An 18,975-nucleotide genomic window follows, 5' to 3' on the forward strand; every position below is an offset into this window, starting at 1 on the left:
CACTCTCCACACTGGGAGTACGCCCCCGTGGCCACGTTCCTGTACAAGCTCGGCCGTTCCGCCTTCCGGCGCCGACGGCTCGTCGCCCTCCTCTGGGTGGCCCTCCTGGCGGTCGCCGGGATCGGGGCCGCCACCGCGCCCGTCGCCACCTCCGGGTCCTTCTCGATCCCCGGCACCGAGGCCCAGCGCGCCTTCGACCTGCTCGAAGAGCGCTTCCCCGGCGCCGGCGCCGACGGCGCCACCGCCCGTGTCGTCTTCAAGGCACCGGACGGCCAGAAGGTGACCGACCCGGCCCACAAGGCCGTCGTCGAGGAGACCGTCGCCGCGCTGAAGTCCGGCTCGGACCAGATCGTCTCGGTCGCCGACCCGTACACCGCGCACGCCGTCTCCCAGAACGGCTCCACCGCCTACGTGTCCGTCGCCTACAAGGTCAACGCCATGGAGCTGACCGACGAGACGAAGGAGGCGCTGAAGCAGGCCGGCGAGAGCGCGCAGGGCAAGGGCCTGACCGTCGAACTCGGCGGTGACGCGCTCCAGTCGATGCCCGAGCAGGGCCTGAGCGAGGTCATCGGCATCGTCCTCGCGGGCATCGTCCTCGTCATCACCTTCGGATCGCTCGTCGCCGCCGGACTCCCGCTGCTCACCGCGATCATCGGCGTCGGCATCGGCGTCTCCTCGATCACCGCGCTCGCGAACGTCCTGGACCTCGGCAACACGACCTCCACGCTCGCGTCGATGATCGGCCTCGCCGTCGGCATCGACTACGCGCTCTTCATCGTCTCCCGCTACCGCGCCGAGCTCGCCGAAGGCCGCGAGAAGGAGGAGGCCGCGGGCCGCGCGGTCGGCACGGCCGGCTCCGCCGTCGTCTTCGCCGGACTCACCGTCGTCATCGCCCTCGTCGGCCTCGCCGTCGTCAACATCCCGATGCTGACGAAGATGGGCTTCGCCGCCGCCGCGACGGTCGTCATCGCCGTACTCATCGCCCTCACCCTCATCCCCGCGCTGCTCGGCTTCGCCGGCGACAAGGTCGTCGGCCGCAAGCAGCGCAAGGGCCTCGCGAAGGCCGACGGCAAGGGAGGGGACAAGCCCAACGGCGGCACCCGCTGGGCCCGCTTCGTCATCCGCCGCCCCCTGATGGTGCTGCTCGCCGGCGTCCTCGGCCTCGGCGCCATCGCGCTGCCCGCCTCCTCCCTGGAGATGGGCCTCCCGGACGACGGCGTCAAGCCGGTCTCCACCACCGAGCGCCGCGCGTACGACATGCTGTCCGACGGCTTCGGCCCCGGCTTCAACGGCCCGCTGCTCGTCGTCGTCGACGGCGACAAGGCCGCCGCCGACAAGACGGTCTCCACCATCAAGGGCCTCAAGGGCTGGGCGGCGGTCACCCCGCCGACCCCGAACAAGGCCGGCGACACCGCGATGATCACCGTGGTCCCGAAGGACCGGCCGTCCTCCGCCGAGACGGAGACCCTGGTCCACGACATCCGCGAGGCCACCGGCGACGACGTCCTCGTCAGCGGCGCCACCGCGATGAACATCGACTTCTCGCAGAAGATGAACGACGCCCTGATGCCGTACCTGGCCCTGGTCGTCGGCCTCGCGTTCGTCCTGCTCGCCCTGGTCTTCCGCTCCATCCTCGTCCCGCTGAAGGCGGCCCTCGGCTTCCTGCTCTCGGTGGTCGCGGCCCTCGGCGCGGTCGTCGCGGTCTTCCAGTGGGGCTGGCTCGGCAGCCTCTTCGGGGTCGAGCAGACCGGCCCGATCATGTCGATGATGCCGATCTTCATGGTGGGCGTGGTCTTCGGTCTCGCGATGGACTACGAGGTCTTCCTCGTCACCCGCATGCGGGAGGCCTACGTGCACGGCGAGCGGCCCGGCGAGGCGATCGTGACCGGCTTCCGGCACAGCGCCCGGGTGGTCGTCGCCGCGGCGGTCATCATGATCGCGGTCTTCTCCGGCTTCATCGGCATGGACGACCAGATGATCAAGATGATCGGCTTCGGCCTGGCCGTCGCCGTCCTCTTCGACGCCTTCGTGGTCCGCATGGCGATCGTCCCGGCCGTCCTGGCCCTCCTCGGCCACAAGGCCTGGTGGCTGCCGAAGTGGCTGGACCGGATCCTGCCGAACGTGGACGTGGAGGGCGAGGGCCTCGCCAAGGCCACGGGTGAGGACGCCGGCGCGAAGCCGGACCTCGTGAAGGTCTGAGCCTTCGGGTCCTTCGGGTCCTTCGGGTCCTTCCGGTCCGTCCGGTCCGTCCGGTCCGTCCGGTCCGTCCGGTCCGTTCGGTCCGTCCGGTCCGTTCGGTCCGTCCGGTCCGTCGGGTCCTTCCGGTCCTGAGGTCGTACGCCGTCAGTGTGTCGTCATCGACGCACCGGCGGCGTACGTGTGCCGGAGGAAGCGCAGCAGGGCCGTGGTGTCGAACTGGACGACCGTGACCCCGTCCTCGCGGTGGAGCTCGACGACCGTCTGGACCCGGCCGCAGGGCCAGACGCCGATGTCGCCGCGGCGGGTGGGGGCGCGCAGGCCGGTCTCCAGGAGGGCGCGCGGGAAGGACCACTCGACGGCGCCGGGAAAGCAGAAGCGGACCGTCGCGGGGGAGAAGGCGGGGTCGTAGCGGAGGGAGACGGGGACGGGCCGGGAGAGCGGGGCGTCGCTGATGATCCGTCCCTTGGCGTGGTCGTCGACTTCACGGTCGTGCGCGGCGGCCATCGAAGGCTCCTCACGTTTTGTCCTCTTATCGACTAATGTCCCACTCCTTCCCGGTGGCGGCGCGGCGCAAGCGCATACGGGGGCGGGTGTGCGCGGGGTCACGTGAGCCCGTACGCCGCCGTTCTGTCACTGATGCGCTCTTGCAAGCTGTTCGCAGGAGCGCTCTATCATGCGGACGTGCATGTACCTGACGGATTCATCAACGCCCCCGTATCGGCCGTCGCCGGTGTCGTCGCCGCCGGCGCCGTCGCCGTCAGCCTGCGCGGGGCCCGCAAGGAACTCGACGAGAAGGCCGCGCCCCTCGCCGGCCTCGTAGCGGCCTTCATCTTCGCCGTACAGATGCTGAACTTCCCGGTCGCGGCCGGCACCAGCGGACACCTGCTCGGCGGCGCGCTCGCCGCGATCCTCGTCGGGCCGTGGACCGGCGTCCTGTGCATAGCCGTCGTCCTGCTCATGCAGGGCATCCTCTTCGCGGACGGCGGCCTCACCGCCCTCGGCGTGAACATCACCGTCATGGGCGTCGTCACCGTCGTCGTCGCCTACGCGCTCTTCCGCGGCCTCGTCCTCGTCCTGCCCCGCACCCGCCGCTCGGTGACCCTGGCGTCCTTCGTCGCCGCGCTCGTCTCCGTACCGGCCGCGGCCGCCGCCTTCACGCTCATCTACGCGATCGGCGGCACCACCGACGTACCGGTCTCCAAGGTCCTCACCGCGATGGTCGGCGTCCACACCCTCATCGGCATCGGCGAGGCCGTCATCACCATGCTCACCGTCGGCGCGGTCATCGCCGTCCGCCCCGACCTCGTGTACGGCGCCCGCGGACTCGCCACCCCGCTCAAGCTGCGGGTCGACGGCGAACTGGTCGACGCGACCCCCGCCGCTTCCCCCGCCGCTTCCCCGGCCGTCTCGCGGAAGAAGCTGTGGGCCGGCGGCGTCGTCACCGCCCTCGTCCTCGCCGGCTTCGTCTCCTTCTACGCCTCCGCCAGCCCCGACGGCCTGGAGAAGGTCGCCGCCGACAAGGGCATCGACCGCAAGGTCGAGGACCACGCCGCCGCCGACTCCCCGCTCGCCGACTACGGCGTCAAGGGCATCGAGGCCCCCCGCCTCTCCGGCGGCCTGGCCGGCGTCATCGGCGTGGGCGCCACCCTCGCGGTCGGCACCGGTGCCTTCTGGGTCGTCCGCCGCCGCCGCGCCGCCACCCCGGAAGCCGTCTGACATGGCGACGCCCGACCGGGGAGGCCTCTGACATGGGCGCGGGCCACGCGCACAAGCTCTACCGGCACGCGCACTCGCCGGTCCACGAGCTGCCCCCGCACACCAAGCTCGCCGCCGTCCTCGGCTTCGTCCTGGTCGTCGTCTCCACCCCGCGCGAGGCCGTCTGGGCCTTCGCCCTCTACGCCGTGCTCCTCGCGGCCGTGGCGGCGAAGGCCGCCGTCCCGGCCGGATTCCTGCTGAAGCGGCTGCTCATCGAGGTGCCGTTCGTCGCGTTCGCGCTGCTCATGCCGTTCGTCGTGCCCGGCGAGCAGACGAGCTTCCTCGGGGTGTCGCTGAGCGTCCCCGGCCTCTGGGGCGCCTGGAACGTCCTCGCCAAGGGCACCCTCGGGGTCGCCGCCTCCGTGCTCCTCGCCGCCACCACCGAACTGCGCGCCCTGGTCCTCGGCCTCCAGCGGCTCAAGCTGCCGCCCCTGCTCGTCCAGATCGCCTCCTTCATGATCCGGTACGGCGACGTCATCACCGACGAGATGCGCCGCATGTCCGTCGCCCGCCGCTCCCGCGGCTTCGAGGCCAGGGGCGTCCGCCACTGGGGCGTCCTCGCCAAGTCCGCCGGCGCCCTCTTCATCCGCTCCTACGAGCGCGGCGAACGCGTCCACCTCGCCATGGTCAGCCGCGGCTACGCCGGCACCATGCCGGTCATCGACGAGGTCACCGCCACCCGCGCCCAATGGGCCACGGCCGCCGCGCTCCCGCTCACCGCACTCCTGATCTGCCTCCTCGGATGGACCCTGTGACGACTCCCCCTTCCCTCGAGGTGCGCGGCCTCGCGTACGCGTACCCCGACGGCCACCAGGCGCTCTTCGGCGTCGACCTGACCGTCGGCCGCGGCGAGCGCGTCGCCCTGCTCGGCCCCAACGGCGCCGGCAAGACCACCCTCGTCCTTCACCTCAACGGCATCCTCACCGGCGGCGCGGGCGGTGTCACCGTCGCCGGGCTCCCGGTCGGCAAGAAGCACCTCGCCGAGATCCGGCGCAAGGTCGGCATCGTCTTCCAGGACCCCGACGACCAGCTCTTCATGCCGACCGTCCGCGAGGACGTGGCCTTCGGCCCGGCGGCCGCGGGCCTGCGGGGCGCCGAGCTCGAAGCCGTCGTCCGCAAGGCCCTCGAACGGGTCGGCATGGCCGAGTACGCGGACCGGCCGCCGCACCACCTCTCCTTCGGGCAGCGCCGCCGGGTCGCCGTCGCGACCGTCCTCGCCATGGAGCCGGAGATCCTCGTCCTCGACGAGCCCTCCTCCAACCTGGACCCGGCCTCCCGCCGCGAGCTCGCCGACATCCTCCGCTCCCTCGACGTCACCGTCCTCATGGTCACCCACGACCTGCCGTACGCCCTGGAGCTCTGCCCCCGCTCGGTGATCCTCAGCGAGGGCGTCATCGCGGCCGACGGCCGGACCGGCGACATCCTCGCCGACGAGGAACTCATGGCCAGGCACCGCCTGGAGCTGCCCTTCGGCTTCGTCCCCGGCTCCGTCGCCTGACACCCGTCTCCTGACACCCTTCGCCCGGCACCCGGCGCCTGACACCCGTCGCCTGCCACCCCCGGAATCGGACCCCCGCCGCCCGCGTTGCACCATGGGAGCCGGTCGTACGAAAGGCAGTGCGGCCGCACGAAAGGGAGTGTGAGCAGGGTGGACGTCCAGGGCACGGTCGCGGCGGGCTGGGAACCCGTCAGGGACGCCTTCCTCCGCAACTTCACGCAGCGCGGCGAGCGCGGCGCGGCCCTCGCCGTCCACCGCGACGGCGTCAAGGTCGTCGACGTGTGGGCGGGCACCAAGGATGCCGACGGCCAGGACATGTGGTCCGAAGACACCGCCCAGGTCGTCCGCTCCGCCACCAAGGGCGTCGCCGCCGCCGTACCCCTGCTCCTGCACCAGCGCGGCCTGCTCGACCTCGACGCCCCCGTCGCCGCGTACTGGCCCGAGTTCAAGGCCCACGGCAAGGACCGGGTGACCGTACGCCAGCTGCTCTCGCACCAGGCCGGCGTCCCCGTCATCGACCACCCCCTCACCCTCGCCGAGGCGACCGACCTCGAAACGGCCACCCGCGCCATCGCCGCCCAGGCCCCCGTCTGGGAGCCCGGCACCGCGCACGGCTACCACCCCCACACCTTCAGCTGGCTGCTCTCCGGCCTCGTCCACCGCGTCACCGGCCGCACCATCGGCCGCTGGGTCGCCGACGAGATCACCGGCCCCCTCGGCCTCGACCTGTGGATCGGCCTCCCCGAGGCGGAGGCCCACCGCGTCGGCCTGCTCGGCCCCGTCGAGGAGATCGAACCCGCCGACAGCGGCGCCCTCCGGCTCCGCCCCAAGCGCTCCGTCACCGAGGCCTACCAGGACCCCGCCTCCCTCACCCGGCGCGCCTTCGGCGTCATCGACCCCGCCCCCGACGAGAACGACCCCGCCTACCGGGCCGCCGAACTCCCCGGCTCCGCCGGCGTCGCCACCGCCCGCGCCCTCTCCCGCTTCTACGCCGCCACCCTCGGCCCCGTCGACGGCGCCGACCGCCTCCTCGCCCCCGCCACCCTCACCCTGGCCCGCACCGAGGAGTCCGCGGGCCTCGACCGGGTGCTCCTCGTCGGCACCCGCTTCGGCCTCGGCCACATGCTGCACGGCCCGGCCTCCCCGCTCCTCGGCCCCACCTCCTTCGGCCACCCCGGCCGCGGCGGCTCCCTCGGCTTCGCCGACCCCGAATCCGGCATCGCCTTCGGCTACGTCACCAACGGCATGCGCAAGACGGTCACCGCCGACCCGCGCGCCCAGGCCCTGATCCGCGCCGTCCGGGCCGCCGCCTCCTGACCCGCGCCGCCGAGTAGGGTCGACGGGGCCGGAGACGTACCCAAGTCCCAAGGGGAGCAAGGCGCATGGAATCCACGCACGACACGTACGAGAAGCTGCTGGCCCTGCTCGACGAGCGAGGCGCCGCCTACCGGGTGATCGAGCACGCCCCCGAGGGGGCCACCGAGGCGGTCAGCGCCCTGCGCGGGCACACGGCCGACCAGGCGGCCAAGTGCATCATCGCCATGGTGAAGATCGGCAAGAAGGAGAAGCGGTTCGCGCTCGCCGTCGTCCCCGGCGACAAGCGCATCGACCTCCAGGCGATCAAGGCGCTGTACGGCGGCACGTACGTCTCCTTCGCCTCCCCGGAGATCGCCGAGGAGCTCGCCGGCTCCCCGAGCGGCACCATCCTGCCCTTCTCCTTCGACGAACGCCTCGACCTCCTCGTCGACCCCGGCCTCCTCGCCAACGACGAGTTCTACTTCAACGCGGCCCGCCTCGACCGCTCCCTCGCCCTGAACGCCGAGGACTACCGGGCCATCGCGGAACCGCGCGTCGAGCGCGTCTCCACCGACTGACCGCCCCGATCCACAGCGGCTCAGGCGACGGCCGGCGTCAGCGCCAGCACCATCCCGAGCCCGACCAGCACCGTCCCGATCACCTTGTTCAGCACGGCCTGCTTCCGCAGCAGCCGCTCCCGCAGGCCGTGCCGCGAGAAGAACACCGCCGCGAGACCGAACCACACCAGGTGCGCGACCGACATGAACAGGCCGTAGCCCACCTGCTGGACGACGGGCGTGTCGGCGCTGACGACCTGCGTGTACGTGCTCAGCACGAACAGCATCGTCTTCGGATTGAGCGCGTTCGTCAGGAACCCCGTCCGCAGCGCCCCCGCCTTCGTCAGCCCCGCGCCGTCCGAAAGGTCCACGTCCACCCGGGACTTGGTGACGAAGGTCTTGTACCCGATGTACACCAGGTACGCCGCGCCGATCAGCTTCATCGCCGTGAACAGCATCGGCGACCGGCTCACCAGCAGGCCCACGCCCAGCATCGTGTACGCGACGTGCACCAGCACGCCCAGCGCGATCCCGACCGCCGCCAGCACCCCCGCCGTACGGCCGTACAGATAGCTGTTGCGGACCGTCATGGCGAAGTCCGCGCCGGGGCTGACGACAGCCAGAACCGTGATGACCGCGACGGCGATCAGCTGACCCATGTTCCCGATCCCCCACATCCGTTCCGCGCCCGGACCGGCGCGGCCCCGTGACGCTAGTCGATCCGCCGCCCGCCGCGCGAGGGCGAGATGACACAGTCGGGCCCACTGGTGCCGGGGCACGTGCCGGTGCTGAGATCACCCCATGGCACTCACACGGCGTTTCGAGGGGTACGGAGCACTGGTCACCGGCGCGGCCCGCGGCATCGGCGCCGCCACCGCCCGGCGCCTCGCGGCGGAAGGCGCCCGCGTCCTGGTCACCGACATCGACGAGGCCGAGGCCCGCAGAACCGCCGCCGAACTCCCCGGCGCCGCCGCGCTGCGCTGCGACGTCGGCGACCGCGCCTCGGTCGACGCGGCCGTCGCCCACGCCGTACGCGCCTTCGGCGGCCTCGACGTCCTCGTCAACAACGCCTTCGCCCCCGTCGTCCCCGACACCGCCCGCTTCGAGGACGAACCCGAGGACGCCTGGACCGGCCAGCTCGACGTCACCCTCCTCGGCGCCGTCCGCTGCTCCCGCGCCGCCCTCCCGCACCTCGCCGCCGGCGGCCGCGGCGCCATCGTCACCATCGGCTCCGTCAACGCCGAGGCCGACTTCGGCAACCACGCCTACAGCGCCGCCAAATCCGCCCTCTCCTCCTTCACCCGCACCCTCGCCGGCGACGCCGCCCCGCGCGGCGTCCGCGTCAACCAGATCAACCCCGGCACCATCGCCACCGCCGGCTGGGCCGGCCGCGAAGCCGACCTCGCCGCCCTCGCCGACCGCGTCTACCCGCTCGGCCGCGTCGGCACCCCCGACGACATCGCCGCCGCCGTCGCCTTCCTCGCCTCCTCCGACGCCTCCTGGATCACCGGCACCACCCTCCGCGTCGACGGCGGCCTCCTCGCCGTCAACACCCACTTCGCGGAGGTCCTCGGCGACTGACCCCACGCCCGGAGAATTTCTCCGCCCCGGACGCAACCCCGGCAGGTGCCGCACGTCTGGTGGTGTGAAGGCGCCCTTCACCGCACCACCCAGACCGTGTCCCCTCACCTCATCGGGAGACCCCTTCATGTCCACCCGCACCCGACGCACCCGCGTCCTCGCCGGCCTCGCCACCGCCCTCCTCCTGGGCGGCGCCTTCACCGCCCAGGCCATCGCCGACTCCACCCCCCGCCCGGCCCCGGCCCCGGCCGCCCCGGACACCGCGACCCCCGCGCCCGCCCCGGCCTCTCCGTCGGTCAAGCCCGCGCCCGCCCCGGCCTCTCCGTCGGTCAAGCCCGCGCCCGCCCCGGCCTCTCCGTCGGTCAAGCCCACGCCCGCCCCGGCCCCGGCCCAGCCGTCGGTCAAGCCGACCCCGGCCCCGGCCTCGACCCCGGCCTCGACCCCGGCCCCGGCCAAGCCGGCCCCCTCGACGGAGCCGACCCCCGCCCCGTCCCCGGTCCAGCCGTCCTCCACGGCCACCCCCCAGGTGATCGACCCGGGCACCGGCCCCTCGAAGTAACACCCCGCACCCACAAGGGGAGGGGCGGCCCGGCCCGCCCCTCCCCGGAACGAGGCCCATGCAGTACGCGACACCCGCCTTCCCCCTCACCTCCGCATCCACATCCGCATCCGCGACGGCCCCGTCGTGGTGGTCCCGCCTGCTCGCCCGCCTGCTCGCCCGCCTGTCGGGGGCGGAGGACGTACCCGGTGGCGTACCGGTGCTCCGGCGGAGCCGCCATCTGCGGGTGGTCCCGGCGGTGTACGACGAGGAACTGCCGCCCACGCTGACGGAGTTGTACCGGGCGCGGCGGACGGACATGGTGCGGCTCGCGTTGTTCCTGGTGGACGACCTGCACACGGCGGAGGACGTCGTGCAGGACGCGTTCGCCGCGGTGTGCAGGGCGTACGGGACGTCGCTGTCGGGCCTGCGGGACCCGGGGGCGTACCTGCACACCGCCGTGGTGAACGCGGCCCGTTCCGTCCTGCGCCGCCGCCGCACCGCGCGCGCGTACACCCCGCCGTACGAGGGAGCGGGCCCGCCCGTGGAGGAGGCGCTGCTCCTGGCCGAGGAGCACCGCCAGGTCCTCGACGCGCTGGCCCGGCTCACCCACCGCCAGCGCGAGGTCCTCGTCCTCCGCTACTGGTCCGAACTCACCGAGGCCCAGATCGCCCACACCCTCGGCCTCTCCCGGGGCACCGTGAAATCCACCGCGAGCCGCGCCCTCGACGCCCTGGAGAAACACCTGGAGGCGACGTCCCGATGACCCACGACGACCCCCGCGCCGCCACGGAGGCGCGCCTCCGCGCCGCCCTCACGGCGAGAGCCGCCCTCGTCACCCCGTACGACCTCCGCCCGGCCGCCCCGCCTCAGGGCCGCACCTGGGGAACCCGCCGCGCGGGCGGCCTGGCCCTCGCCGCCCTGGGCACGGTCGCCGCCACCGCCGCGGCCGTCTACTTCCTGACCCTGTCCACCCCGGACACCCCCCTGACACCCACTCCCGTCCCACCCGCCGCCACCCCGACCACCACCGCACCGCACCCGCGGCCCTCGACGCCGGGCCCGGCCACCCCCTCGGTCACGGGCGAAGGCACCCCCCGAAGTCGTTAGACAGCCAAATCATTTCCCGACATAATCCTTAGACATGGGAAAGACCTACGAACGCATAGACGGCCGGCTCCGCACCTTCATCGAGCAGCAGCCGATCTTCTTCACCGCGACCGCCCCGCTGGACGCCGACGGCACCGTCAACCTCTCCCCGAAGGGCCTCAAGGGCTCCTTCGCGGTCCTCGACGAACAGCGCGTCGCCTACCTGGACTTCGCCGGCAGCACGGCCGAGACCGTCGCCCACCTCCGTGAGAACGGCCGCATCACCGTCATGTGGTGCGCCTTCCAGGGCTCGCCCAACATCGTCCGCGTCCACGGCCGCGGCGAGCCCGTCTTCCGCGACGACCCCCGCTTCAAGGAACTCCTCACCCACTTCCCCGACATCGACCCCTCCCTCCACGGCCTCCGCGCCATCATCGTCGTCACCGCCGAACTCGTCCGCGACTCCTGCGGCTACGGCGTCCCCTTCATGTCCTACGACGAAGACCGCGACCTCCACGCCCGCCGCTTCGCCCGCGAAGACGACGCCTCCCTCAGCGCCTACTTCGCCAAAAAAGACCACATCTCCCAAAGCCTCGACGGCCTCCCCGGCCTCCCCCTCCCCCTCCCCCCAAGCAACTTCTGACCAACTGCCGCCGCTCCCCGGCACCTTGCGGCCGGCCCCCGAAGTGACGTGTCTGCGAGCGGCTCACGGCGGGAAAGCTGGTGTGGGCGGAGCTTGCCGTGGAGGGGGAGACGGATGGGGCGTGAGGGGATGGGGGCGACCCGCGTGGTGGGGGTCGGAGCGCGGGGCGGGCGGCGGCCGAAGCTCTGGGCGTTACGGCGGGACCGTAGCGGCAGTGGGACCGTCACCGAGGCGGAGTGCACCACCTGTCACGACGGGTCCGGAGCGGCGGACGACGGGCGCGGGCCCGCCGTCTGGTGCCTCGCCCACGCCCAGGAGACCGGCCACACGGGCTTCCGCCGGATCCGTACGGACTTCTTCCGGGCCTCCTGCGACGGCGCCGGGGCGCAGGCCGGCGGCGCCTGACGGCACGGGCCCGCAGCGGGTGTGCAGTACTTCGCGGGGTTGGTCTCGGTGCGGTCACTTCTCGGCGATCAGCGGGGCGAGCATGGAGCGGAGCTTCTTTTCGTCGAGAGCCTGGAGCGCTCGCGCGGCGATGCGTCCTTCGCGGTCCAGCACCACCGTTGAGGGAATGCCGTTGGGTGTCAGGGTTCCCTTGGGGAAAGCCTTGAGGAGCAACTTGCCGTGCGGGTCGTAGAGGCTGGGGTATGAGACCCCGAAGTCGTCCTCGAAGGCCAGTGCGGGCTGCATGTTGAAGTCGCGCGTGTTGATCCCGACGAACTCGACACCCTTCGCCTTCAGGTCCTTTGAGACCTTGGCGAAGTGAGGCGCCTCGGCCCGGCACGGCGGGCACCAGGAACCCCAGACGTTCAGCACCACGACCTTGCCTCTGAGGTCCGCGACGTCGAGTCGCTTGCCGTCCAGCGTCTCGCCCGCGAGCGTCCCCGCGTCCTTGCGCTTGCCGTGGGGAACGGTGGAGACACCCCCCGCGCCGGGCACGAAGTTCGTCCCGGCCCCATCGGAGCCGGGACGGTCACCGGAACCGCAGGCCGAGGTGACGAGAGCGACAGAGAGCGTTCCCGTGGCGAGCAGGGCATGACGAAGGGCACGGCTGAGGCTCATTCCGTGAGTCTTGCATGAGCTGACAGACCACCATGAGCAAGCTGGCGGGAGCCGGTCAGCCCGCGTGGAGCATGAGGCCGATGCCGAGGGCCATGAGGGTGGCGGCGGCGATGCGGGGGGTGCCGAAGCGTTCTTTGAAGAAGAGGGCGCCGATGGCGGCGCCGACGATGATGGAGGACTCGCGGAGGGCGGCGATGGGGGCGAGGGCAGCTTTGGTCTGGGCCCAGAGGACGAGGCCGTAGGCGGTGACGGAGAGGGCGGCGCCGAGGAGGCCGCGGGCGGCGTAGGGGCGGAGCTGGGGGAGGAGGGCGGCGCGGCGGGTGTGGAGGGCGTACGCGGGGATGGCGAGGCCTTCGAGGATCATCAGCCAGGCGATGTAGCCGAGCGGGGTGCCGGAGGCGCGGACGCCGACGCCGTCGACGACGGTGTAGAGGGCGATCGACAGGCCCGTGGCGCCCGCGGCGGTGAGCGCGGGCCACTGGGGGCGGGCGTCCTTGCCGCGGATGCCCCACAGGGCGAGACCGGTCAGGCCGGCGCAGGCGACGGCGACGCCGAGGAGCTGCCAGCCGCCGGGGACCTCGTCGAGGAAGACGGCCGCGAGGGCGGTCACGACGAGCGGGGCCGAGCCGCGGGCGATCGGGTACATCTGGCCGAAGTCGCCGAGCGTGAACGAGCGCATGAGCAGGACGTAGTAGCCGACGTGGAGCAGCGCGGAGGCGATCAGGTACGGCCAGGCGCCGGCCGCGGGCAGCGGCGCGAAGACGGCGGTGACGAGGCCGATCAGCGCGCCGCCGCCGGCGATCAGGGTGAAGGAGAGCAGCTGGTCCTTGATGCCGTGGGCGATGGCGTTCCAGCTGGCGTGGGTGACGGCGGCGACGAGGACGGCGAGGGTGACGAGAGGGGTCACGCCGAGGGCTCGCGGACGTCGACCAGGGTGGCGCCGGCGTGGTTCACCAGCGACTTCGGGTCGATCGCGAAGACCGTGTGCGGGGTGCCGGCCGCCGCCCACACCACGTCGTGTTCGAGGATGCCCCGGTCGGCGAGGACCCGGGTGCGCGTCCGGTGGCCGAACGGCGGGACGCCCCCGATCGCGTACCCCGTCGTCTCGCGCACCACCTTCGCGTCCGCCCGGGTCACCTTCTCCGCGCCCAGTTCCTCCCGTACCCGCTCGACGTCCACCCGCGACGCCCCGTCCATGAGGACGAGCACGGGCACTCCGTCGGCGGCGAAGATCAGCGACTTCACGATCTCGGCGACCCGGCAGCCGATGGCGTCGGCCGCCTGCTGCGCGGTGCGCGTCTCGTCCGGGAAGCTTCTGATCTCGACGTCCAGGCCCAAGTCCCTGAGGGCGGCGGCGAACTGGGGGTGCGCGGGCGTGGTGGCGTCGTCAGCGGTCGTCATGACGGCACGCTAGCGGTGGTTGTACGGGGCACGCGACCGGGTTCCGGGTTCCGGACAGGGGTCGCGTGGCCGGAGGGGCCCGGTGGACGGCTGCCGTATGCGACGCCGACGGGGCCCGGTGGACGGCTGCCGGATGCCGGATGCGACGCCGGCGGCCCCGCGTGCCCCGCCCCGCCCGTCACCTCGCGCGCAGCACCTGGGCCACCACCGGGCCCGCGGCGTCGCCGCCGTGGCCGCCGGATTCGACGACGGCGGCGGCGGCGAGGTCGCCGGAGTAGCCGGTGAACCAGCTGTTGGAGGTGGCCTGGGAGTCGACCTCGGCGGAGCCGGTCTTGGCGCCCTTGGGGGAGGGGACGGAGGCCATGGCCTGCGCGGCGGTGCCGTTGGTGGCGGTCGCGCTCATCATGCGGCGCAGCGCGGTGGCGATCTCGGGGGAGAGCGGTTCGGCGGTGGCGAACGCGCGGTCGTCGAGGCTTCTCGGCACGAGGTACGGCTGGAGGAAGCCGCCGTTCTTGGCGGTGGCGGAGAGCGAGGCGACGTTGAGGGCGCTCATGGTGATGCGGCCCTGGCCGATGTACGAGGCGGCCGTCTCGCCGCCGGAGGACTCGGGGACGCTGCCGTCGGAGGTGGGGACGCCGACCTGCCAGTCGAGGCCGATGCCGAAGGAGCGGCGGGCGGTCTCGCCGAGGGCGCGGTCCTCGACGTCCTTCTCGCCGAGCGGGCCGAGCGACTTGATGAAGGCGGTGTTGCAGGAGCGGCGGAAGGCGTCGGTGAAGGTGCCGCCGTCGATCTTGAAGTGCTTGAGGTTGTGGAAGGTGACGCCCTTCCAGGAGACCTCGGCCGGACAGGCGACCTGGGTGCCGGGCATGGCGAGGCCCTGCTGCATCATCATCGTCGCGGTGACGATCTTCATCGTGGAGCCGGGGGCCTGCTTGCCCTGGAAGGCGGTGTTGAAGCCGTTGGCGGGGCTGTTGGCGACGGCCCGTATCGCGCCGGTGGACGGTTCGACCGCGGCGACCGCGGCCGTTCCGTACGCCTTGACGGCCTTCTCGGCCGCCGCCTGGACGCCGGCGTCGATGGTGGTTTTCAGGACGCCCGGCTTGCCCTTGGTGAGGACGAGGACGGTGGTGTCGGGGACGGCGGAGGTGCCCGACTCGATCCAGGTCTCGACGCCGTTGGTGCCGCCGGTCTTCGCCCCGTACCGGGTGCGGAGTTCGGCGAGGACCGGGCCGAGCGAGGGGTACTTCTCCGCCGTGAGCTCCTTGCCGTTCCGGTCGACGGCCTTGACGGAGGCGGCCTTCGCGACGCCGGTGCGCAGGGTGCCGTCGGCGGTGAGCTTGGGGTGGAGGATGGCCGGCTGCCACTTGACCAGCGGGCGGCCGGTCGTCTCGCCGCGGACGACGGTCAGCTCGGAGGCGTACGACCAGGGTTTGGAGACACCCTCGAAGGTGACGGTCGCCTCGACCTCGAACGGCACCTTCGCCCCGACCGGCGCCCCCGCGGTGATGGTGGCCGCGGAGACGCTCGCGCCCTGCCGGTAGGAGAGGACGGCGGGTCCGGCCGCGACCGGGTCGTTCGTCAGCTGCGCCGCCCGGTCGGATTCGCCGGTGGCCCAGGCGGCCAGGAACTCCCGCGCGGTCGACGTCACCTCGTCGGGTGTCACGGGGCCGGACTTCGGCGCGGAGTCGGCCCGTGCGCCGATGCCCGAATCGCCTCCCGTGACGCCGTTCCAGAGGTTGTAGCCCCCGTAGCCGACCCCTCCGGCGACCACGGCGAAGACGCCTCCGACGATCGCGACCTTGGCTCCACTGCGCATGGCTGCGCCTCCCCTCCCCAGACGGCCGTCAAGTCAAGCAGTGCCTCCAAGGCATGTCGAGCAACTTTCGCCGATTCCGTCACACGAGCCCCACAGGTCCTACAGAACCCACAGGCCCCACAGGTTCCACGGGTCTAGCCCCCGGGCGCCGAACCGGACTTGGGAACAGGCGAGCAAGATCCGTACAACCTTTCGTCGTCCCGTGCGTCTGAACCAGCGAGTGAACCATCGAGGCGCATGGTGCGCCTGATGCATCCGGGAGGAAACACACGTGCCCCTGGCTCGTACGACCCGGCGCCGGCTCGCCGTCGCCGTCACCACCGTCCTCGCCGCCACCCTCGGTGCGAGTGCGCTGGCCGCCCCCGCGAACGCCGTCCCGGCGACCGGCGGCGTCCTCACGGCGAGCGCGACGGACGCGGCGAACGCGGCGACCACCGACGCCGACCTGATCGCCTACCCGAAGGTCGGCCGGCTCGCCGGCGCCGGCGTGACCGGCTTCCTCACCGTCGAGGGCAGCACCTCGACGTTCCGCCGGTACGCGGACGGCTCGGGACAGGCCTACACGGGCCTCACCTACCTGCGGTCCACGCGGACCACCGACTACCTGGTCTTCCGCGGCTCCACCCAGGTCACGCTGCGGAACCTGACCACGGCCGGCATCCTCCAGATCGCCGTCGGCTCGACCGCCGCCGACGCGCGCTTCGCCGGCTCCGCCGCCGACGCCCTCTTCACGACCCGCGAGACCGACGCGGGCACGGTGCTGCGCAAGTACACCGAGGCCGACCCCGAGGGCACGACGCTCGCCGGCATCCCCACGAACGCGTTCAACCTCACGGTCACGCCGTCCACGCCCGACCAGGCCGTGGTCACCTTCCGGCAGGGCGAGACCTACAAGTGGGCCGTCATCGACCTCGCCACCGGCACGGTCGGCACGATCCGCGAGAAGAACACGATCGGCCAGGAAGCCGTCTCCGCGACCCGCACCGCGTGGGCCACCGGCGAGGGCTCGTACGAGACGCCGCAGGTCTTCGTCGCCGACCTGGCCACCGGCGCCGTGCAGGAGGCCCCGGTCAAGCAGGGGACCGCCTCGGGCAACTTCCAGCTCGGCCTGGTCGGCGACTGGGTCGTGTACGGGCAGACCGGCGGCATGACCCAGTCGACGCCCGGCACGCACTACGCGCTCACCGCGTACAACCTCACCACCAAGACCTCGGTGAAGGTGCTCGACCACGCCTACCAGTTCACCGCCGCCCCCGACGGCAGCCTCTACGCGCGCGGTGGCCTCGTCGGGCAGGGCGAGGGCCTGTACCGGATCACGGCCGAGGGCAGTGAGGACCCGAAGGCCGAGAAGGTCGCCACGACCGGCGAGACCACCGAGGTCGTCCTCACGGGCCAGACCGTCCCGCCGGCCGAACTCGACCTCGACAAGACCGACGGCTTCTCCTTCCGGTGGAACGTGTCCCGGCGGGTGGACGCGAAGATCACCGTGCGCCACGTCCGCACCGGCAAGACCCAGTCGGTCTCCTCGGACTGGACCGAGGGGCCCGCCTTCGGCTGGTCGTCGGCCGGCTGGAGCGAGGACGTCCACAACGGCGAGTACACCTGGGAGATCGACGCCCGCCCCGCCAACGGCATCGGGCCGGGCATCGTCTCCAAGGGCACCTTCAAGGTCGTCCGCAAGACCGCGCCGCACGACTTCAACGACAACGGCACCCCCGACCTGCTCACCCGGGACTCGGCGGGACGCCTGTGGCGCACCGACCTCTTCTACCGCCCCATCGACGAGCAGCGGGGCCTCCACCCGGCCGAGCCCCGGACCCTCCTCGGCTCCGGCTGGAACGCCTTCGACCGCATCGAGGCCACCGGCAACCTGGGCGGCACGGCCACCGGCGACATGCTGGCCCGCGAGAAGACCGGTGTGCTCTGGCTCTACCCGGGCAACGGCACCGGCGGCTTCGGCAGCCGCCTCAAGGTCGGCACCGGCTGGCAGGTCTACGACCAGATCGCCGTCGGCAGCGACCTCACCAACGACGGCCGCCCGGACGCCGTCGCCACCGACAAGCTCGGCGGCCTCTGGCTCTACCCCGGCACCGGCGACGCCGCCAAGCCCTTCGGCGTCCGCAAGCAGATCGGCACCGGCTGGGGGATCTACAACGAGCTCGCCGCCGTCGGGAACATCGCGGGCGCCGGTGCCGGCGACCTCATCGCCCGCGACAAGGACGGCAACGTCTGGCAGTACCTCGGCAAGGGCGACGGCACCTTCGCCGGCCGCACGAAGCTCTACTCCGGCTGGAACGTCTTCAGCCGTCTCGTCGGCGTCGGCGACGCCAACCGCGACGGCCGTGCCGACCTCGTCGGCATCAGCACCGCCCAGGGCTCGCTGTTCAAGGGCACCGGCGACTGGCAGCGGCCCTTCGCCCGCGAGGTGATCTATCTGGAGCCGGCCGCGGCCACGGACCACGTCTTCTGACCCACGCGGGGACGAGGACACGAGGAGGGCGCGACCACCGGTCGCGCCCTCCTCGCTTCCCCCCGTTCGCTCCCTTACGGAGTCCGCGGCACCGCGACGAACGCCTCCCGGGGCGTGAGCGTCGGCTTGTAGCGGTAGGCGGTGCGCGGGATGACCGGCAGCAGGTCCTTGTGGATCACCTTCGACACGGCCTGGATCGTGTTCACGCCGTAGGTCATCGAGCTGTTGCCGTCGGTGAGCACGGTGATCGTGTAGTCGTGGCCGCCGCCCTTGAAGGTGCCGACGCTGTGCACGCGCCAGCCGCGCGTCGCCCGCTGCAGCCAGCCGTTCTTGACGTGCACGGCCACCGTGGAGGGCGCGCCCGCCGGAGTGCCCCACTTCTGCGAGGTGATGACGCTGCCCATGAGCTTGAGGAGGTAGTTCCGGGCGCCGTCGTTCAGCACCGCGTTCGGCGCGGTGATCAGCGAGAGCAGCTTCTGCTCGTCGGTCACGTTGATCTGGGTGAGACCCCAGTAACCGCCGGTCCCCGGCACCGTCCGCGTCATACCGGCGGCCGCCAGGAAGCCCTTCACCTTGGTCAGCCCGAGCTGGTTCCACAGCGTGGAGGTCGACGCGTTGTCCGACTTGGTGATCATGGCGGTGGCGAGGCTCTGCTCGCGCGAGGTCAACGTCCGGTTGTGCTTCCTCGCGTCCCACAGGAGCGTGGCCAGGACCGTCACCTTCACCACGCTCGCCGAGTCGTACGACGTCGTCGCGCGCAGCGTGCAGGTGGTGTTCGTGGTCCGGTCGCGCAAACCGATCGCCACGGTCCCGCTACGCCCGGCCAGCGCGGCCGTGATGTCCCGCTGCAGCTTCGCGGCCAGCCCGGCCTCGCCCGACGTACAGCCGACCTGCGGCGCGGTCGCAGCCGCGGCGGGCGTCGCGGCGCCGACGACCGGCACGAGCATCCCGGCCGCGGCGACGGCCGTCAGCACGCGGGCACGCCGGGATATGCGGTGTGTCATGTGGGTCCCCCCTGGAAGCGGATCGAACACGCCTACGGCACGTTCGCCCTACATGACAACCCGCGC

The 18,975-nt window shown here is 72.4% G+C and carries 20 protein-coding genes; 13 read left to right on the forward strand and 7 right to left on the reverse strand.

The genetic code is table 11. The annotated features are described in order from the left end of the window. Nucleotides 1-27: 27 nt before the first annotated feature. Nucleotides 28-2,199 carry an MMPL family transporter gene (locus ACZ7G1_RS22590; RefSeq protein WP_470877490.1) on the forward strand — a complete coding sequence of 724 codons (2,172 nt, stop codon included), beginning with the start codon at nt 28-30 and terminating at the stop codon, nt 2,197-2,199. A gap of 144 nt (nt 2,200-2,343) precedes the next feature. On the opposite strand, the gene ACZ7G1_RS22595 is transcribed toward ACZ7G1_RS22590, so the two are convergent. Beyond that, complete coding sequence (locus tag ACZ7G1_RS22595; protein ID WP_470877489.1) at nt 2,344-2,703, reverse strand: SsgA family sporulation/cell division regulator; 360 nt, start codon at nt 2,701-2,703, stop codon at nt 2,344-2,346. A 177-nt stretch (nt 2,704-2,880) separates the two neighbouring features. On the opposite strand from ACZ7G1_RS22595, the gene ACZ7G1_RS22600 reads away from it, so the two are divergent. The 5 genes from ACZ7G1_RS22600 (at nt 2,881) to ACZ7G1_RS22620 (ending at nt 7,326) form a co-directional block, all read left to right on the forward strand. Further along, on the forward strand, nt 2,881-3,915 hold the full coding sequence (locus tag ACZ7G1_RS22600; RefSeq protein ID WP_470877488.1) for an energy-coupling factor ABC transporter permease: 1,035 nt from the start codon (nt 2,881-2,883) through the stop codon (nt 3,913-3,915). A 32-nt stretch (nt 3,916-3,947) separates the two neighbouring features. Then, a complete protein-coding gene (gene cbiQ, locus ACZ7G1_RS22605; RefSeq protein ID WP_470877487.1) occupies nt 3,948-4,709 on the forward strand; it encodes a cobalt ECF transporter T component CbiQ in 762 nt (253 codons plus the stop codon). Continuing rightward, nucleotides 4,697-5,452 carry an energy-coupling factor ABC transporter ATP-binding protein gene (locus tag ACZ7G1_RS22610; protein WP_470877486.1) on the forward strand — a complete coding sequence of 252 codons (756 nt, stop codon included), beginning with the start codon at nt 4,697-4,699 and terminating at the stop codon, nt 5,450-5,452. The genes cbiQ and ACZ7G1_RS22610 overlap by 13 nt, the downstream gene beginning before the upstream one ends. Nucleotides 5,453-5,602: 150 nt before the next feature. After that, complete coding sequence (locus ACZ7G1_RS22615; RefSeq protein WP_470877530.1) at nt 5,603-6,769, forward strand: serine hydrolase domain-containing protein; 1,167 nt, start codon at nt 5,603-5,605, stop codon at nt 6,767-6,769. A gap of 65 nt (nt 6,770-6,834) precedes the next feature. Further along, a complete protein-coding gene (locus tag ACZ7G1_RS22620; RefSeq protein WP_470877485.1) occupies nt 6,835-7,326 on the forward strand; it encodes a YbaK/EbsC family protein in 492 nt (163 codons plus the stop codon). 20 nt (nt 7,327-7,346) lie between these two features. Here the strand turns inward: ACZ7G1_RS22620 and ACZ7G1_RS22625 are convergent, their stop codons facing one another. Beyond that, nucleotides 7,347-7,964: a LysE family translocator gene (locus ACZ7G1_RS22625; protein ID WP_470877484.1), complete on the reverse strand. Its 618-nt coding sequence runs from the start codon at nt 7,962-7,964 to the stop codon at nt 7,347-7,349. 142 nt (nt 7,965-8,106) lie between these two features. On the opposite strand from ACZ7G1_RS22625, the gene ACZ7G1_RS22630 reads away from it, so the two are divergent. The 6 genes from ACZ7G1_RS22630 to ACZ7G1_RS22655 all read left to right on the forward strand — a co-directional run bounded on the left by ACZ7G1_RS22630 (nt 8,107) and on the right by ACZ7G1_RS22655 (nt 11,561). Continuing rightward, on the forward strand, nt 8,107-8,886 hold the full coding sequence (locus ACZ7G1_RS22630) for an SDR family NAD(P)-dependent oxidoreductase (RefSeq protein WP_470877483.1): 780 nt from the start codon (nt 8,107-8,109) through the stop codon (nt 8,884-8,886). 127 nt (nt 8,887-9,013) lie between these two features. After that, the gene (locus tag ACZ7G1_RS22635; protein WP_470877482.1) at nt 9,014-9,445 is read left to right on the forward strand and encodes a hypothetical protein; all 432 of its coding nucleotides are present in this window, start codon (nt 9,014-9,016) and stop codon (nt 9,443-9,445) included. Between the two features lie 58 nt (nt 9,446-9,503). Beyond that, complete coding sequence (locus ACZ7G1_RS22640) at nt 9,504-10,190, forward strand: RNA polymerase sigma factor (protein ID WP_470877481.1); 687 nt, start codon at nt 9,504-9,506, stop codon at nt 10,188-10,190. Further along, entirely contained in the window at nt 10,187-10,534 is a 348-nt protein-coding gene (locus tag ACZ7G1_RS22645) for a hypothetical protein (protein WP_470877480.1), read from the forward strand. Before ACZ7G1_RS22640 ends, ACZ7G1_RS22645 begins: the two co-directional genes overlap by 4 nt. Before the next feature lie 34 nt (nt 10,535-10,568). Beyond that, a complete protein-coding gene (locus ACZ7G1_RS22650; protein WP_470877479.1) occupies nt 10,569-11,156 on the forward strand; it encodes a pyridoxamine 5'-phosphate oxidase family protein in 588 nt (195 codons plus the stop codon). Nucleotides 11,157-11,270: 114 nt separating this feature from the next. Then, nucleotides 11,271-11,561 (forward strand): DUF7848 domain-containing protein, encoded by a 291-nt coding sequence (locus ACZ7G1_RS22655; protein WP_470877478.1) that lies wholly within the window; start codon nt 11,271-11,273, stop codon nt 11,559-11,561. Nucleotides 11,562-11,615: 54 nt separating this feature from the next. On the opposite strand, the gene ACZ7G1_RS22660 is transcribed toward ACZ7G1_RS22655, so the two are convergent. The 4 genes from ACZ7G1_RS22660 to ACZ7G1_RS22675 form a co-directional block, all read right to left on the reverse strand. Beyond that, nucleotides 11,616-12,218 (reverse strand): TlpA family protein disulfide reductase, encoded by a 603-nt coding sequence (locus tag ACZ7G1_RS22660; RefSeq protein ID WP_470877477.1) that lies wholly within the window; start codon nt 12,216-12,218, stop codon nt 11,616-11,618. 55 nt (nt 12,219-12,273) lie between these two features. Then, nucleotides 12,274-13,125 (reverse strand): EamA family transporter, encoded by an 852-nt coding sequence (locus ACZ7G1_RS22665; protein WP_470877476.1) that lies wholly within the window; start codon nt 13,123-13,125, stop codon nt 12,274-12,276. Beyond that, on the reverse strand, nt 13,122-13,619 hold the full coding sequence (locus ACZ7G1_RS22670; protein WP_470877475.1) for a YbaK/EbsC family protein: 498 nt from the start codon (nt 13,617-13,619) through the stop codon (nt 13,122-13,124). The genes ACZ7G1_RS22665 and ACZ7G1_RS22670 overlap by 4 nt, the downstream gene beginning before the upstream one ends. Before the next feature lie 178 nt (nt 13,620-13,797). Continuing rightward, entirely contained in the window at nt 13,798-15,435 is a 1,638-nt protein-coding gene (locus tag ACZ7G1_RS22675; protein WP_470877474.1) for a penicillin-binding transpeptidase domain-containing protein, read from the reverse strand. A gap of 271 nt (nt 15,436-15,706) precedes the next feature. Between ACZ7G1_RS22675 and ACZ7G1_RS22680 the strand changes: the two genes are divergently transcribed. Continuing rightward, entirely contained in the window at nt 15,707-17,905 is a 2,199-nt protein-coding gene (locus ACZ7G1_RS22680) for an FG-GAP repeat domain-containing protein (RefSeq protein WP_470877473.1), read from the forward strand. A 74-nt stretch (nt 17,906-17,979) separates the two neighbouring features. On the opposite strand, the gene ACZ7G1_RS22685 is transcribed toward ACZ7G1_RS22680, so the two are convergent. After that, the gene (locus ACZ7G1_RS22685) at nt 17,980-18,909 is read right to left on the reverse strand and encodes a serine hydrolase (protein WP_470877472.1); all 930 of its coding nucleotides are present in this window, start codon (nt 18,907-18,909) and stop codon (nt 17,980-17,982) included. Between the last annotated feature and the right edge of the window lie 66 nt (nt 18,910-18,975).

It is taken from the genome of Streptomyces sp. NPDC037273 (genome assembly GCF_055603625.1).

Bases quoted from the DNA above. Each gene is read 5' to 3' on its own strand.
- ACZ7G1_RS22645 (WP_470877480.1), top strand. From the start codon at position 10,187: ATGACCCACGACGACCCCCGCGCCGCCACGGAGGCGCGCCTCCGCGCC.
- cbiQ (WP_470877487.1), top strand. From the start codon at position 3,948: ATGGGCGCGGGCCACGCGCACAAGCTCTACCGGCACGCGCACTCGCCG.
- ACZ7G1_RS22640 (WP_470877481.1), top strand. From the start codon at position 9,504: ATGCAGTACGCGACACCCGCCTTCCCCCTCACCTCCGCATCCACATCC.
- ACZ7G1_RS22675 (WP_470877474.1), bottom strand. From the start codon at position 15,435: ATGCGCAGTGGAGCCAAGGTCGCGATCGTCGGAGGCGTCTTCGCCGTG.
- ACZ7G1_RS22595 (WP_470877489.1), bottom strand. From the start codon at position 2,703: ATGGCCGCCGCGCACGACCGTGAAGTCGACGACCACGCCAAGGGACGG.
- ACZ7G1_RS22610 (WP_470877486.1), top strand. From the start codon at position 4,697: ATGGACCCTGTGACGACTCCCCCTTCCCTCGAGGTGCGCGGCCTCGCG.
- ACZ7G1_RS22655 (WP_470877478.1), top strand. From the start codon at position 11,271: ATGGGGCGTGAGGGGATGGGGGCGACCCGCGTGGTGGGGGTCGGAGCG.
- ACZ7G1_RS22625 (WP_470877484.1), bottom strand. From the start codon at position 7,964: ATGGGTCAGCTGATCGCCGTCGCGGTCATCACGGTTCTGGCTGTCGTC.
- ACZ7G1_RS22670 (WP_470877475.1), bottom strand. From the start codon at position 13,619: ATGACGACCGCTGACGACGCCACCACGCCCGCGCACCCCCAGTTCGCC.
- ACZ7G1_RS22660 (WP_470877477.1), bottom strand. From the start codon at position 12,218: ATGAGCCTCAGCCGTGCCCTTCGTCATGCCCTGCTCGCCACGGGAACG.
- ACZ7G1_RS22620 (WP_470877485.1), top strand. From the start codon at position 6,835: ATGGAATCCACGCACGACACGTACGAGAAGCTGCTGGCCCTGCTCGAC.
- ACZ7G1_RS22650 (WP_470877479.1), top strand. From the start codon at position 10,569: ATGGGAAAGACCTACGAACGCATAGACGGCCGGCTCCGCACCTTCATC.
- ACZ7G1_RS22685 (WP_470877472.1), bottom strand. From the start codon at position 18,909: ATGACACACCGCATATCCCGGCGTGCCCGCGTGCTGACGGCCGTCGCC.
- ACZ7G1_RS22630 (WP_470877483.1), top strand. From the start codon at position 8,107: ATGGCACTCACACGGCGTTTCGAGGGGTACGGAGCACTGGTCACCGGC.
- ACZ7G1_RS22635 (WP_470877482.1), top strand. From the start codon at position 9,014: ATGTCCACCCGCACCCGACGCACCCGCGTCCTCGCCGGCCTCGCCACC.